Below are 13159 nucleotides of genomic sequence, written 5' to 3' on the forward strand. Positions count from 1 at the left end.
TTTCAATCGAATACCACATAAGACAAAAATGGGAAACAAAAAATATAACTTGTCACAACTGGTATTGAGAGGTATCGTCGCCTCAACAATCGCCGGACTTAGATTAAAAGAACCGGCATGGGAGCAGTTTTGAGTCACAAGAATGGGAGATTATGAAATGCTTTCAAAGCACGCATTGCTGAACGGTGCCGTTGTCTCACTGGTTGCGATGGTCGCTGCCGGCAGCGCTTTCGCCGAAAATGTCACCATCAAGCTCGGAAGCTGGCGGACCGAAGATATCGCAGTGTGGCAGGACAAGATCATTCCTGCCTTCGAAGCCAAGAATCCCGGCATCAAGGTGGAGTTCTCTCCGGTCAATACCAATGAATATAATGCAGCGATGCAATCCCAAATTGAAGCTGGCGCGGGACCCGATCTCCTGACCTGCCGCCCCTTCGACGTCAATCGCGAGTGGATCAGCCGCAAATATTTCGACTCCCTGGCGGACTTTGGCGCCATCAAGAATTTCGACGACACGTCGAAGGCCGCCTGGACAGACGCCAAAGGCACGCCCTATTGCTTGCCGATCGCCGCGGTGCTTGCTGGCTTCTATTACAATGTCGATATCTTCAAGGAGCTCGGGCTCGAAGTTCCGAAGACTGCTGACGAGTTCGTCAAGGTACTGCAGAAGATCAAGGATAGCGGCAAATACGAGCCGCTTGCCTATGGGTCGGCAGAATCCTGGCAGCTCGCCTATAACGGTCTTTACAATATCGGTCCGTCCTATTGGAACGGCGAAGAGGGCCGCCAGGGCCTGATCGACGGCACCAAGAAGCTGACAGATCCGGAATTCGTCGAGGCCTTCAAGGCCTTCGCAGCCTGGAAGCCGTTCCTGCCTAATGGGCAGGCAAGCCTGCAATATGCCGACATGACCCAGCTTTTCACCATTGGCCGCGCGGCAATTCTTCCTGATGGCTCCTGGGATATCAATCAGGTGACCTCGACGGGTCTCAACGTCGGCGTCTTCGGCCCGCCTGCTGCCAAGGAGGGCGGTCAGCGCTACCTGCAGGAAATGCCTGACATGGCGATCGGCATCAATGCCGCAAGCAAGAACAAGGATGCGGCAAAGACCTTCCTCACCTGGCTTGCATCCCCGGAATTCCAGGAACTTTACGTCAATGCCGCCCCAGGCTTCTTCGCCATGAGCAGCACGCCGGTAACCTATAACAACGCGCTGGCGCAGAAATTCGCCGACCTGAAGAAGGACGCCAAACTGACGCCGCGCCTGGCGCTGGACCGGCTGAGCGCCGGCAATCCGCCGCTCGACGACGAAATCTGGCGCGTGCTGCAGACGATGATGATCGGAGACGATGTCACCCCTGAAAAGGCGACTGCAGAACTCCAGGCCGGTCTTGCATCCTGGTACGCACCGCAGAAAAAGTAACAAGAGCGCCCCGCGCACCACACCGGTGCGCGAGGCTCCCGATGCCCGCCGGCATCAGCTGGCGACCAGACTACGGAGATACCGGGTGACACGTCCTGCGACGGCTCGCTGGAGCCTTTTCCTTTTTGTGCTGCCAGCGCTCGCAATCTATCTCGCTTTCGCCGTCCTGCCGCTCATCGCCTCGATCGTCATGAGCTTCTTCGATACGGATGGTCCGGCCGGGCGCGTCTTCGTCGGGCTGGAAAACTATTATTACCTCTTCACCCATCCGGTCACGAGTGCGCGTTTCTGGAACGCGCTGCTGAACAATTTCGAATATTTTGTCATCCATCTGGTGGTCGAAGTGCCGATCGGCCTTTTGATGGCGGGTCTGCTCACCTCCGGTCTGCTTAACCGTTCCGAAGGCGTCTACCGCACGCTGCTCTTTATCCCCGCGACGCTCTCCGTCGTCATCGTCGGCTTCATCTGGCGGCTGATCATCAATCCTCTATGGGGGCTGGTCGGCTTTCCGCTGCTCGGCAACGAACTGACGGCACTGCCGACGATCTCTCTGATGTCGGTCTGGCAATATGTCGGCATTCCGATGCTCTTCCTTTACAGCGCGCTGCTTGCTGTTCCGGAGGATGTCGTCGAGGCGGCGCGGATCGATGGCGCCGGAAACTGGCGAATCTTCTGGGCGATCAAGTTCCCGCTGATTGCGCCACAATTCGGTCTGATCGTCATCCTCACCTATATCTGGACCTTCAACGGTTTCGATCTGGTCTTCGCGCTGAATGGCGCAGCACCGGGCCCGAACTACAGCACCGATATTCTCGGGACGCTGTTCTACCGCACCTTTTTCGGGTCCAGTGGCCAGGTGGCCGATCTGGATCTCGGAGCGACTGTCGCAACGGTGATCTTCGTCATCATTCTTCTCGTCACTGCCGCCTATTTCTGGCTGGTCCAGCGACGGCTGCAAGCGCACCAAGTCTGAGGAACAGCAGAGATGTCATCGTCAGCCAAACTCAGTGCCAGCTTCTACGGCTCCAGCCGCCAGCGCATGGTGCTCGATCGCATCGTCGTCCACGGGTTGCTGATCTTCTTCGTGCTCCTGGCCCTCGGCCCGATCTTCATCGTCATTCTGAATTCCTTCAAGACGACACCGGCGATCTTCGGCGGCCCCTTCGACCTGCCGACCGTCAAGACTTTCAGCGTCGATGGCTATATCCGGGTCTTCACCCGCGGCAATTTTTTCCTGAACTACCGTAACAGCCTTGTCGTCACTGTCTCGACGATCGTACTGACGGTGGTTTTCTCGGCGCTGGCTGCCTACGGTCTGGTGGAATACCGCCTGAAGATCACGCCCGTTATCGCCGGGCTTTTCGTGGTCGGCATCATGCTGCCGATCCGCCTCGGCACCGTTCCGATCCTCGAGATCATGATCGCCTGGCGGCTGGTCGATACGCTGACGGCGTTGATCCTGGTCTATACCGCAATGAGCGTGCCGATCGCGGTGACGCTGATGATGGCGTATTTCCGCACTGTGCCGACCGAGATAAAGGAAGCGGCACGCATGGACGGGGCAGGGGAATTCCGGACATTCCTGATCGTCCTGCCGGTGGTGAAGCCCGGCCTTGCAGCTGTTGCCACGCTGACGATGCTGCCCGTCTGGAACGACCTCTGGTTCCCGCTGATCCTGTCACCCGGCCGCAGCAACCAGACAGTGACGCTTGGTGTCCAGCAGTTTGTCGGGCAATTCCTCAGCGACTATCCGGCACTGCTTGCTGCACTCACACTCGGGATTCTGCCTCTCGTCGTTCTCTACGTAGTGTTCTCACGACAATTCGTTCGGGGCCTGAGCCAAGGGGTCGGCAAGTGACGAGAAGAGCGGCGAGGATGCTGCCGCCCTTCTCCAGCTACTGAAGAGCGCGCTGAGCATCAGCCCGCAAGCTTGCCGCCATCGACGGCAAGCGAGTGGCCGGTCACAAAAGACGCCTGTGGCGACGCCAGAAAGACAATCGCTGCCGCCACTTCTTCCGAATGGCCGAGACGGCGCATCGGCGCATATGACTTCAGGTAATCGAGACGGTCATCCGATCCGCCAGTCAAGCGGTCAAGGAATCCGGTCTGGATAGGGCCGGGCGCTACGGCATTAACGCGAATGGCCGTGGTTGCGACCTCGAGGGCCGCCGATTTCGTCAGCCCTTCCACCGCGTGCTTGCTGGCGACATAGACGGATCCGTTCGGTGTTCCAACCTTGCCCAGCACCGAGGACACGTTGATGATGCTGCCGGTTCCCTGCTCCTTCATCACACGCAACTCATGCTTCATGCTGAGCAGGGTGCCCAGCACATTGGTGTCGAAGGTCGCCGCGTAAGTTTCGGCAGTCTGCGCCGTTACCGGCCCGAACGCACCTTCTGTGCCGGCATTGTTGACGGCGACGTCGAGACGGCCGAAGCGGGCCACGGTCTGGTCGATGAGCGACTCGACTTCCTGGTCATGGCGGACATCGGCACGAACAAATTCGGCCTCGGCGCCCATGGCGCGGAGTTGCTCGACAAGCTCGCGGCCCAGTTCGTCGCGGCGGCCGGAAACCACAAGGCGGGCGCCATCGCGGCCAAAAGCAATCGCCGTCGCGCGGCCTATGCCGGTAAGCGCACCGGTGATCAAAACAACAGGAGCAGACATTGGAAAACCCTTTCAAGCCTCGGCGAAAATCGCGCAAGGTGAATAATATGTACGTACGTACATTTGTGGCTGTCAACAAAAATGTACGATCGTACATCCTGCTTCTGTGCGGAGATGATCAGTGGAGCGGGCGCAGCACGATCGAGAAGAGCACCGTTTCAAGCCGTTCGATCGGCTCCGGGCTGCGCTGAGATTTGCTGAGCAGCACCGCTCCCTGATGCGAGGAGACGATGAACCCGGCGACCTGCCGGCAATCGATATCCGGGGCCACTTCTCCGGCCTTGACGGCCGCCTCGATGCAATAGGCGACTGCGTCGGTGAGGCCAGCGACGATCTCGTTGACGCGCTGACGTATGGCGTCGCCAGCCACGCCGGTTTCGGCAATGAAGTTGCCGAGCAGGCCCCCGAGAGGACCGCCACAGCTTCCCTTCGAACGGCTGCCGGCAATGTATTCCCGAAGCCGCATCAATGGCGGCTTCGCATCGTTGCGCAGCGTATCGAGCACGACATTCTGGCTGTTGGCGAAATAGAGCTCAACGATCTCGAGCCCGAACGCTTCCTTGGAAACGAAATGATTGGTGAAGGAGCCCAGGGGCACGCCAGCTGCGCTGACAATGCTGCGCACCGAGGCGGACGAGAAGCCGACCTCGTCGACGACCTTAAGGCCTTCCCTCAGAATTTTTTCGCGGTTCGACAGCTTCGCCATGGCTGCAATATGCTGAGACCGGCGCGGATCGTCAATGAGTGGTGGTAAGGGCTCTACCGGGAGTCATTGAGTCTCCTGCCTCAATAACGGCGATGCGCCTTGGCCTATGCTATCGCATGGAGCTCGGCGCAGGCATCGTCAATCCGCTCCGCCGTCGTCATCGGTGCTGAATTCGGAAGCGAGTTCGCGCCTGATAAAGTCGGCGAAGGTTCTCGCTTTGCTACTAGCCGTGCGTCCGCTCGGGAAGGCCGCCCAGAGATCGATGGGCGGAAGGTCCCAGTCCTGGAGGACGCGCCGGACCTTGCCGGAGGCCAGTTCGGGCGCGAACATCCATTCAGAGGCGACGGCCAGTCCCATTCCGGCAAAGACCGCTTCGCGAACACCCTCGGCTGCGGTCAACCGGATGCGCCCCTTGATGGTCACGGCGCTTTGAACCGGCCCCTGGCTGAAGTTCCAGACAGTGCCGCCGCTGCGCAGATCGTAGACGACGGCTTGATGTGCCCCCAGGTCCGCAGGAGAGGTGGGCTCACCGTGGCTTTCAAAATACTCCGGTGAGGCGACCACGACGCGCGGGCTCTGTCCGATCTTGCGGGCGGTCAGCGATGAATCCTGCAGATCTCCCATTCGCAAGGCGATGTCGATACCGGCTTCGACAAGATCGACGTTGCGATCGTCCATGAATACTTCGATATCGAGATCGGGGTGCATGGCCAGGAATTTTGGCAAGTGGGGAACCACGTGGAGCCGCATGAATGTCACCGCGCCGCTGATCCGCAGCCGGCCGTTGAGAGCGGCACCTGAGCCCCGCGCCTTGGCCTCGGCCTCGTCGGCCTCTTCGACAGCGCGCTTGGCGTGTTCGTAAAAATTCTCGCCCGCCTCCGTGGGCATCAGGCCTTGCGTCGTCCGCAACAGCAGCCTGGTGCCGACGCGTTCTTCCAGTTGGGCGATCATTTTGGAAAGTGCGGGCTGTCCGACACGCAACTGTCGCGCGGCACCCGTGAATGATCCGGTATCGACGACGCGCACAAAGGCGTCCATGGCAGCGAGCCGGTTCATGGGCCATTCCTCCTTGGAATGATGCATATGTCTCCATCGCGGCTTCCCCCGTCAAGTCCACGCGCGCAAATAATGCGCGGTGCTCGATGCGGCAGCATCCCCATCAATTCTCCAGAGTGGAAACCACGATGATCGAAGTCTATGCCTTTGCGACGCCCAACAGTGTTCGCGTGCCTATCGCCCTTGAAGAGCTCGGGCTTGCTTATGAGCTCAAGCCCATCAACGTCCGCAAGGGCGAGCAGAAACTGCCGGACTACCTGGCCATCAACCCCAATGGCAAGGTTCCTCTGCTGATCGATAGCGACGGCCCCGATGGGGAGCCCATTACCATTAGTGAATCCGGGGCGATCCTCGTCTATCTCGCTGAAAAGACAGGAAAGCTGATTCCGGGCGACGGCACAGGCCGCGCCCGTGTCTTCGAACAGATGTTCTTCCACCTGACCGGAATTGGCCCAGCCTTCGGACAGCTCGGCTTCTTCAAGCGGCAAGCCGCCGAGCAGATCCCATTGGCGATCGCGAGGTTCCAGACAGAGGCTGAACGCGTCCTCGCTGTGCTCGAAGGCGTGCTTCAGGAGCGCAAATTTGTTGCCGGTGATCAGTTCACGATTGCCGACATCGTGCATTTCGGGTGGCTGTGGCGCCGCGAATTTGCAGGCATAGACTTCGAGAAGACGCCAAACATTGCGCGCTGGTACGGCGAGATTGATGCCCGTCCTGCGGTCAAACGCGCGATCGAGAAAGTCACGGCATTGGTTCCTGCGACATGATTGCTTCGAAAGCAGATCGGGCCGGTCTTTCCTAGTCAGGATCAGTCCTTGACTGACGGTTTGCAATCAAAAAACACAAGGCGCGTGCCCGGCGACGGCGCGCGCCTTTTGGCGTATTGAGAGATCGTCCTGCGAAGGTGCAGAGAGTTCAGGTGCATTCCATTATGGAATAATCTATAGTCGAGTTTGGCGTCTACAACGCAGCTTTTGCTGAATTTATCTGATTGGCAGGCACCCGCCGGGTGCCATCCCGCGTGAAAGACTGAACAGTCGGCAAGCGCGGGTCCAGCAGATCAATTCGAAGGATAATTCCATGAGCAAGAAGTTGGATGGCAAGGTTGCCGTTGTGACCGGCGGCAGCGCCGGCATCGGGCTGGGCATCGCAAAGCAGTTCGCTGCGGAAGGTGCACTTGTCTACATCACCGGCCGCCGTCAAAGCGAACTCGACAAGGCCGTCGCCGCAATCGGCCACGGCGCCATCGCGGTGCAGGCCGACGCGTCGAAGCTCGGCGATCTCGATAAGCTCTATGAGATCGTGAAGAAGAATAGCGGCCAGATCGACACTCTCGTCCTCAATGCCGGTTTCTACGAGTTCATGAAGTTCGGCGACATCACCGAAGAGCATTTCGACAAGACCTACAATACCAACGTGCGCGGTCTTCTCTTCGCTTTCCAGAAGGCCTTGCCGGTCTTGCGCGACGGTGCGTCCGTAATCCTGACGGGATCTATCGCGGCATCGAAGGGCATCCCGAACATGTCGGTCTATTCTTCGACCAAGGCGGCCATCCGCAGTCTCGTTCGCGGCTGGATCATCGACACGAAGGAGCGCGGTTTCCGCATCAACGTCTTGAGCCCGGGTCATACCGTGACGCCTGGTCTTTCGGGGTTGATCCCGGCCGAGGCTTACGAGGGAATCACCGCGACGATCCCGCTCGGTCGCATGGGCACGCCCGAGGATATGGGCAAGACGGCCGTGTTCCTCGCATCCGACGACAGCGCGTTCATCACCGGCGTCCAACTCGACGTCGATGGCGGTGTCGCCCAGTACTAAGCATGATGCGGGCGGGCCAATGGTCCGCCCGCTTTTACCTCTGAAGCCCCGGTTTCTAGGCGTCTTTAAACGGCCTAGTTGCGCCCCGATCTTGGCTGCTCGCAAGCCGGTGATCTCCTTGTGGAAAAAACCACATCGGAAAAAATCCAGTAAAATCATTTGCATAATTTTCTTTCGGCGGTTCAGCGGGTTCCCCCCCGCAACCAATTTCGTAGCAGACATCGCGGCGAACAGCTTCTGCCCTTGACGGCGAAAGGTTCTTGGGAAATGCTAAGATGTCAGACCAATTTAAGGTCGGCTGCCTGACAAGAAAAATGGGGAACCATGAAGGCAAATGTGAGCGACAGGCCGGTGATCCGGCCGCTTCCGGCGATCGACCGTGCGCGTCAGGTGACTGAGGCGCTGGCGCATTATGTCGAGGATGCGAAGCTGAAGGCGGGCGACCGCCTGCCGGCCGAGCGCGAGCTTATGTCTGCCCTGGCCGTTGGCCGTTCCACCATCCGCGAAGCCATCCGCCACTTCCAGGCTCTCGGCGTCATCGAAACCCGAAAGGGCAGCGGTACCTACCTGCTGAAACCGGTTTCGAAGGCGACCATTCATGTTCCGCTCTCCTTCGAGGGCGCCAATCTGCGCGATGCGCTGCTGCAGACGCTCGAGGTTCGCCGCGGCATCGAATGCGAGGCGGCGATGGTGGCAGCCCGCAAGCGCACGGCCAGTGACCTCGTGAATATCGAAGAGAAACTGAACGAGATGGAGCGCGTCCACATCGCCAAGGGGACGTCGGGTCCGGAAGATCTGGCCTTCCATATGGCAGTCTATGACGCGACGCATAATCCGATGTTCGGCCAGCTTCTGGAGCAGATGCGCGAAACCTTCGTCCGCTTCTGGACCCATCCGTTCGACCGGCAGGATTTTGCCCGCCGATCCTTCCCGTTCCACCGTACGCTTTTCAACGCGATCGCCGCTAAGGATCCCCAGGCGGCGCGCGAGGAAACACTGAAGATTCTCGACGTTGTCGAGGAAGACATCAAGGAAATGTCCAAATGAGCAACTCGCTCGATCCCATCGAACTCGCTTCGCTGATCACCGCCCATGATGAAGGCAATTTTGCCGAAGCGGTGGTGCCGCCGATTTTTCAGACATCGCTTTTCACCTTCTCCGATTATGACGACATGATCGCCTCCTATCGCGGCGAGAAGGTGCGGCCGATCTATACGCGCGGCTTGAACCCGACAGTGCGCATGTTCGAGGAGATGCTGGCAAAGCTCGAGGGCGCGGAAGATGCGCTCGGTTTTGCAAGCGGCATGGCGGCGATCTCGTCGGCGGTGCTCTCCTTCGTCGAGCCGGGTGATCGCATCGTCGCCGTCAAGCATGTCTATCCCGATGCCTTCCGCCTGTTCGGCACCATCTTGAAGCGGATGAAGGTCGAGGTGACCTATGTCGATGGCCGAGACGAGGAAGAAGTCGCCAAGGCGCTTCCGGGCGCCAAAGTCTTCTACATGGAAAGCCCGACCAGCTGGGTGATGGAAGCCCATGATGTCGGGGCGCTGGCAGCGCTTGCGAAGAAGCACGGCGTCGTCACCATGATCGACAACAGCTGGGCGAGCCCGATCTTCCAGCGGCCGATCACGCTGGGCGTCGATCTCGTCATCCATTCGGCCTCGAAATATCTCGGCGGTCACAGCGACGTGGTCGCCGGTGTCGTCGCGGGCTCCAAGGAGATGATCGCCCGCATCAAGGCGGAGGCCTATCCCTATCTCGGCGGCAAGCTGTCGCCCTTCGACGCCTGGCTCTTGATTCGCGGGTTGCGCACGCTGCCGATACGCATGAAGGCGCACGAGACTGCGGCGATGACCATCGCCCAGCGGCTGCAGGCGCTCGACGTGGTCGAGCAGGTCTGCCACCCGGGCCTCGCCAACCGCCTGCCGGCTGGCCTCAACGGCACCTCGGGCCTGTTCTCCTTCATCTTCCGCGAAGGCGTCGATATCCGCGCCTTCGCCGATCACCTCAAGCTCTTCAAACTGGGTGTGAGCTGGGGTGGACACGAAAGCCTGATCGTACCGGGCGAGGTGGTGCTTCAGCAGAAGGCGCAACCGAACTCCGCGCATACCTTTGGCATTCATGCGCGGTCCGTACGTCTCCATGTCGGCCTCGAAGGGACCGAGGCGCTGTGGAGAGACATCGAAGAGGCGCTCGCCGCCGCTTCGTGACGACAATAGTGAGAGAAACACCTTCAACAAAAGGGGAACTGAGCATGAAAAGACTGATAACCGCAACGCTCTTCGCCACCATGATGGCAGGAACGGCCTTCGCCGACACGACGCTGAAACTCGTCGAAGTCATCACCAGCCCGGAGCGCACCGAGACGCTGAAGTCGATCGTCGGCAAGTTCGAAGCCGCCAATCCGGGCACCAAGGTCGAGATCATCTCGCTGCCTTGGAATGAAGCGTTCCAGAAATTCGCGACCATGGTATCGGCAGGCGATACGCCTGATGTCATGGAAATGCCGGATACCTGGCTGTCGCTCTACGGCAACAACGGCATGCTCGAAAGCCTCGAGCCCTATCTCGCCAAGTGGGAGCACACCAAGGACCTGACGCCGCGCGCGCTCGAGCTCGGCCGCGACGTCAAGAAGACCGCCTATATGCTGCCCTACGGCTTCTATCTGCGCGCCATGTTCTACAACAAGAAGCTGCTTGCCGAAGCCGGCGTGAAAGAGCCGCCGAAGACGATGGAGGAATTCACCAAGGCTTCCGAAGCCGTGTCCAAGATTTCGGGCAAGTACGGCTACTGCATGCGCGGCGGCCCGGGCGGTCTGAACGGCTGGATGATCTTCGCCGCTTCGATGGCCGGATCCAACAAGTATTTCAACGACGACGGCACCTCGACCATGAACAGCGAAGGCTGGGCAAAGGGTCTGGAATGGATGGTCGATCTTTACAAGAAGGGCTACGCGCCGAAGGATAGCGTCAACTGGGGCTTCAACGAAGTCGTCGCTGGCTTCTACTCCGGCACCTGCGCCTTCCTCGACCAGGATCCGGACGCTCTGATCGCCATTGCCGAGCGCATGAAGGCCGAAGACTTCGGCGTCATGCCGCTGCCGAAGGGTCCCGATGGCAAGTCGTTCCCGACCATCGGCTATGCCGGCTGGTCGATGTTCACGACGAGCCAGAACAAGGACCTTTCATGGAAGCTGATCGAAACCCTCGAAAGCCCTGACGGCAACATCGAGTGGAACAAGAAGATCGGCGCTCTGCCGGCCTATACGGCCGCCGAAAAGGACCCGTTCTACGCCGGTGACCAGTTCAAGGGCTGGTTCCAGGAACTCGCCGACAAGGACACGGTCCCGACGGTGATGCCGACCTACCTCGAAGAATTCGCCTTCTTCAAGGATTCGCTCGCGATCAAGACCTCGCAGCAGGCCCTCCTCGGCGATATCTCGCCGAAGGATCTGGCCGACCAGTGGGCTGATTACCTGACCAAGGCTCAGCAGAAGTTCCTGGCGAAGAAGTAAGCACAGGTGGCTCCTTACCCGGAGCCCCTCATCCGCCTGCCGGCACCTTCTCCCCGCCGGGGAGAAGGGACTTTGCCGCAACCTCTCCGTTCCCTTCTCCCTCCTGAGTTTATCGAAGGGGGGGGAGAAGGTGGCCCGCAGGGCTGGATGAGGGGGCTGCACCCGCCGAGGCTAATAGAACAAGAGCACGGAAAGCCGACCACCGATGACCATGACCGCCGATACGCACAGGCGCCGCGACCGCAGGCCGTTGCTGAAGCGTCTCGCCGATGCCTCCGAGCCATATCTTTACAGTGCCCCCTCACTGATCCTCATAATCGGGGTCATGATGGTGCCGTTGGTGATCGGCATCTCCTATGCGTTTCGCGATATCCAGCTGCTGAACCCGTTCTCCGGCGGCTTCATCGGCATCGAGCATTTCCGCGAGCTTTCCAAGGATGCCGCCTTCTATGGCGCGCTGAAGAATACGCTCTGGTGGACCGGCGCTTCCGTCATCCTGCAATTTGCCTTCGGCCTCATCCTGGCGCTGCTGCTCGACAAGCCGTTCTGGGGCAGGGGCATCGTTCAGGCGCTGGTCTTCCTGCCCTGGGCCGTTCCGTCCTTCCTCGCCGGCCTCAACTGGGCCTGGCTCTTCAACCCGGTGATCGGCCCGATCCCGCATTGGCTTTACGCGATGGGCCTGATGAGCGAGCCGGGCAACATTCTGTCCGATCCGCAATATGCGATGTGGGGCCCGATCATCGCCAATGTCTGGTGGGGCATTCCCTTCTTTGCGATCACGCTGCTTGCCGCGCTGCAGGCGATCCCGCGCGACCTCTACGAGGCGGCCTCGATCGACGGCGCCGGCTGGTTCCAGCGCTTCGGCTCGATCACCCTGCCGTTCCTGGCGCCGACCATTGCCATCACCGTGCTTCTGCGCACCGTCTGGATCTCCAATTTCGCCGATCTGATCGTCGTCATGACCGGCGGCGGCCCGGCCGATCGCACGCAGATCGTCGCCAGCTACATCTTCACCCAGGCCTTCAAGCGGCTGGATTTCGGCTATGCCTCGGCGATCGCGCTGGTGCTGCTGGCCCTGCTGCTCGCCTATTCCATGCTGATCATCCTGCTGCGGCAGACGCTGCTGAACAAGGATTGAGACCATGAAGCGATCCATCATCCCCACCGTCGCGCATCGCCTGGCGATCCTCTGCTACATCGCCTTCGCGCTGTTCCCGCTCTACTGGCTGCTGAAGGTTTCGGTGACGCCGAACGATCTTCTCTATTCGGAAGGCGTGCGCATGTGGCCATCGCGCACGACCTGGGAGCACTATTCCTTCGTCCTGCAGCACAGCGCCTTCCCGACCTTCTTCAAGAACAGCCTGATCGTCTCGGGTTCGACGGCGATCACCGTGACGATCTGCGCCTCGTTGTCGGGCTATGCCCTGTCGCGCTTCAACTTCCGCGCCAAGTACTGGATCGTGGCGCTGATGCTGCTGACCCAGATGTTCCCGCTCGTCATGCTGGTGGCGCCGATCTTCAAGATCCTGACGCCGCTGCATCTGACCAACAGCCTGACCGGCCTCGTCATCGTCTACACCGCCTTCAACGTGCCCTTCGCCACCTTCCTGATGCAGTCCTTCTTCGACGGCATTCCGAAGGATCTCGAAGAGGCTGCGATGATCGACGGTGCCACGCAGTTCACGGCGTTCCGGCAGATCATCCTGCCGCTGACGCTGCCGGGGATCGCGGCGACGCTCGGCTTCGTCTTCACCGCGGCCTGGAGCGAGCTGCTCTTCGCGCTGATGCTGATCAACGGCAACGACGCGGCGACCTTCCCGGTCGGGCTTCTCACCTTCGTCTCGAAATTCTCCGTGGATTTCGGGCAGATGATGGCGGCGGGCGTTATGGCGCTCATTCCGGCCGGCCTCTTCTTCCTGCTCATCCAACGTTATCTCGTGCAGGGCCTGACGGCCGGCGCGGTCAAGGGTTAGTC

13 protein-coding genes are annotated in these 13159 nt (G+C 59.9%); 10 read left to right on the plus strand and 3 right to left on the minus strand.

Annotated features, from left to right (window positions below; genetic code table 11):
- The first annotated feature begins 157 nt into the window (after positions 1 to 157).
- The 3 genes from AC1DNK_RS14480 (at position 158) to AC1DNK_RS14490 (ending at position 3281) form a co-directional block, all read left to right on the plus strand.
- Positions 158 to 1423: an ABC transporter substrate-binding protein gene (locus AC1DNK_RS14480; protein WP_477941762.1), complete on the plus strand. Its 1266-nt coding sequence runs from the start codon at positions 158 to 160 to the stop codon at positions 1421 to 1423.
- 85 nt (positions 1424 to 1508) lie between these two features.
- Positions 1509 to 2396 carry a carbohydrate ABC transporter permease gene (locus tag AC1DNK_RS14485; RefSeq protein WP_112596902.1) on the plus strand — a complete coding sequence of 296 codons (888 nt, stop codon included), beginning with the start codon at positions 1509 to 1511 and terminating at the stop codon, positions 2394 to 2396.
- A 12-nt stretch (positions 2397 to 2408) separates the two neighbouring features.
- Positions 2409 to 3281, plus strand: a complete 873-nt coding sequence (locus AC1DNK_RS14490) for a carbohydrate ABC transporter permease (RefSeq protein ID WP_477941764.1) — start codon at positions 2409 to 2411, stop codon at positions 3279 to 3281.
- 59 nt (positions 3282 to 3340) lie between these two features.
- Here the strand turns inward: AC1DNK_RS14490 and AC1DNK_RS14495 are convergent, their stop codons facing one another.
- The 3 genes from AC1DNK_RS14495 to AC1DNK_RS14505 form a co-directional block, all read right to left on the minus strand.
- Positions 3341 to 4090: a glucose 1-dehydrogenase gene (locus AC1DNK_RS14495; RefSeq protein ID WP_477941765.1), complete on the minus strand. Its 750-nt coding sequence runs from the start codon at positions 4088 to 4090 to the stop codon at positions 3341 to 3343.
- A 118-nt stretch (positions 4091 to 4208) separates the two neighbouring features.
- Positions 4209 to 4796, minus strand: coding sequence for a TetR family transcriptional regulator C-terminal domain-containing protein (locus tag AC1DNK_RS14500; RefSeq protein WP_112389007.1), 588 nt, complete (start codon positions 4794 to 4796; stop codon positions 4209 to 4211).
- Between the two features lie 138 nt (positions 4797 to 4934).
- Positions 4935 to 5852, minus strand: a complete 918-nt coding sequence (locus AC1DNK_RS14505) for a LysR family transcriptional regulator (protein ID WP_477941766.1) — start codon at positions 5850 to 5852, stop codon at positions 4935 to 4937.
- Between the two features lie 128 nt (positions 5853 to 5980).
- Between AC1DNK_RS14505 and AC1DNK_RS14510 the strand changes: the two genes are divergently transcribed.
- The 7 genes from AC1DNK_RS14510 to AC1DNK_RS14540 all read left to right on the plus strand — a co-directional run bounded on the left by AC1DNK_RS14510 (position 5981) and on the right by AC1DNK_RS14540 (position 13157).
- Positions 5981 to 6619, plus strand: a complete 639-nt coding sequence (locus AC1DNK_RS14510; RefSeq protein ID WP_477941768.1) for a glutathione S-transferase family protein — start codon at positions 5981 to 5983, stop codon at positions 6617 to 6619.
- Positions 6620 to 6932: 313 nt separating this feature from the next.
- A complete protein-coding gene (locus AC1DNK_RS14515; RefSeq protein ID WP_477941769.1) occupies positions 6933 to 7670 on the plus strand; it encodes an SDR family NAD(P)-dependent oxidoreductase in 738 nt (245 codons plus the stop codon).
- 324 nt (positions 7671 to 7994) lie between these two features.
- Positions 7995 to 8717: a FadR/GntR family transcriptional regulator gene (locus tag AC1DNK_RS14520; RefSeq protein ID WP_112514707.1), complete on the plus strand. Its 723-nt coding sequence runs from the start codon at positions 7995 to 7997 to the stop codon at positions 8715 to 8717.
- A complete protein-coding gene (locus AC1DNK_RS14525) occupies positions 8714 to 9880 on the plus strand; it encodes a PLP-dependent transferase (protein ID WP_477941771.1) in 1167 nt (388 codons plus the stop codon). Before AC1DNK_RS14520 ends, AC1DNK_RS14525 begins: the two co-directional genes overlap by 4 nt.
- Before the next feature lie 44 nt (positions 9881 to 9924).
- Positions 9925 to 11184: an ABC transporter substrate-binding protein gene (locus tag AC1DNK_RS14530; RefSeq protein WP_112388503.1), complete on the plus strand. Its 1260-nt coding sequence runs from the start codon at positions 9925 to 9927 to the stop codon at positions 11182 to 11184.
- A 205-nt stretch (positions 11185 to 11389) separates the two neighbouring features.
- Positions 11390 to 12322 carry a carbohydrate ABC transporter permease gene (locus AC1DNK_RS14535; RefSeq protein ID WP_112514712.1) on the plus strand — a complete coding sequence of 311 codons (933 nt, stop codon included), beginning with the start codon at positions 11390 to 11392 and terminating at the stop codon, positions 12320 to 12322.
- 4 nt (positions 12323 to 12326) lie between these two features.
- Positions 12327 to 13157 (plus strand): carbohydrate ABC transporter permease, encoded by an 831-nt coding sequence (locus AC1DNK_RS14540; protein WP_112388501.1) that lies wholly within the window; start codon positions 12327 to 12329, stop codon positions 13155 to 13157.
- Positions 13158 to 13159 lie beyond the last annotated feature (2 nt).

The organism is Rhizobium sp. 01N424, assembly GCF_056399485.1.

Bases quoted from the DNA above. Each gene is read 5' to 3' on its own strand.
- AC1DNK_RS14480 (WP_477941762.1), top strand. From the start codon at position 158: ATGCTTTCAAAGCACGCATTGCTGAACGGTGCCGTTGTCTCACTGGTT.
- AC1DNK_RS14490 (WP_477941764.1), top strand. From the start codon at position 2,409: ATGTCATCGTCAGCCAAACTCAGTGCCAGCTTCTACGGCTCCAGCCGC.
- AC1DNK_RS14495 (WP_477941765.1), bottom strand. From the start codon at position 4,090: ATGTCTGCTCCTGTTGTTTTGATCACCGGTGCGCTTACCGGCATAGGC.
- AC1DNK_RS14500 (WP_112389007.1), bottom strand. From the start codon at position 4,796: ATGGCGAAGCTGTCGAACCGCGAAAAAATTCTGAGGGAAGGCCTTAAG.
- AC1DNK_RS14505 (WP_477941766.1), bottom strand. From the start codon at position 5,852: ATGAACCGGCTCGCTGCCATGGACGCCTTTGTGCGCGTCGTCGATACC.
- AC1DNK_RS14510 (WP_477941768.1), top strand. From the start codon at position 5,981: ATGATCGAAGTCTATGCCTTTGCGACGCCCAACAGTGTTCGCGTGCCT.
- AC1DNK_RS14515 (WP_477941769.1), top strand. From the start codon at position 6,933: ATGAGCAAGAAGTTGGATGGCAAGGTTGCCGTTGTGACCGGCGGCAGC.
- AC1DNK_RS14520 (WP_112514707.1), top strand. From the start codon at position 7,995: ATGAAGGCAAATGTGAGCGACAGGCCGGTGATCCGGCCGCTTCCGGCG.
- AC1DNK_RS14525 (WP_477941771.1), top strand. From the start codon at position 8,714: ATGAGCAACTCGCTCGATCCCATCGAACTCGCTTCGCTGATCACCGCC.
- AC1DNK_RS14530 (WP_112388503.1), top strand. From the start codon at position 9,925: ATGAAAAGACTGATAACCGCAACGCTCTTCGCCACCATGATGGCAGGA.
- AC1DNK_RS14535 (WP_112514712.1), top strand. From the start codon at position 11,390: ATGACCATGACCGCCGATACGCACAGGCGCCGCGACCGCAGGCCGTTG.
- AC1DNK_RS14540 (WP_112388501.1), top strand. From the start codon at position 12,327: ATGAAGCGATCCATCATCCCCACCGTCGCGCATCGCCTGGCGATCCTC.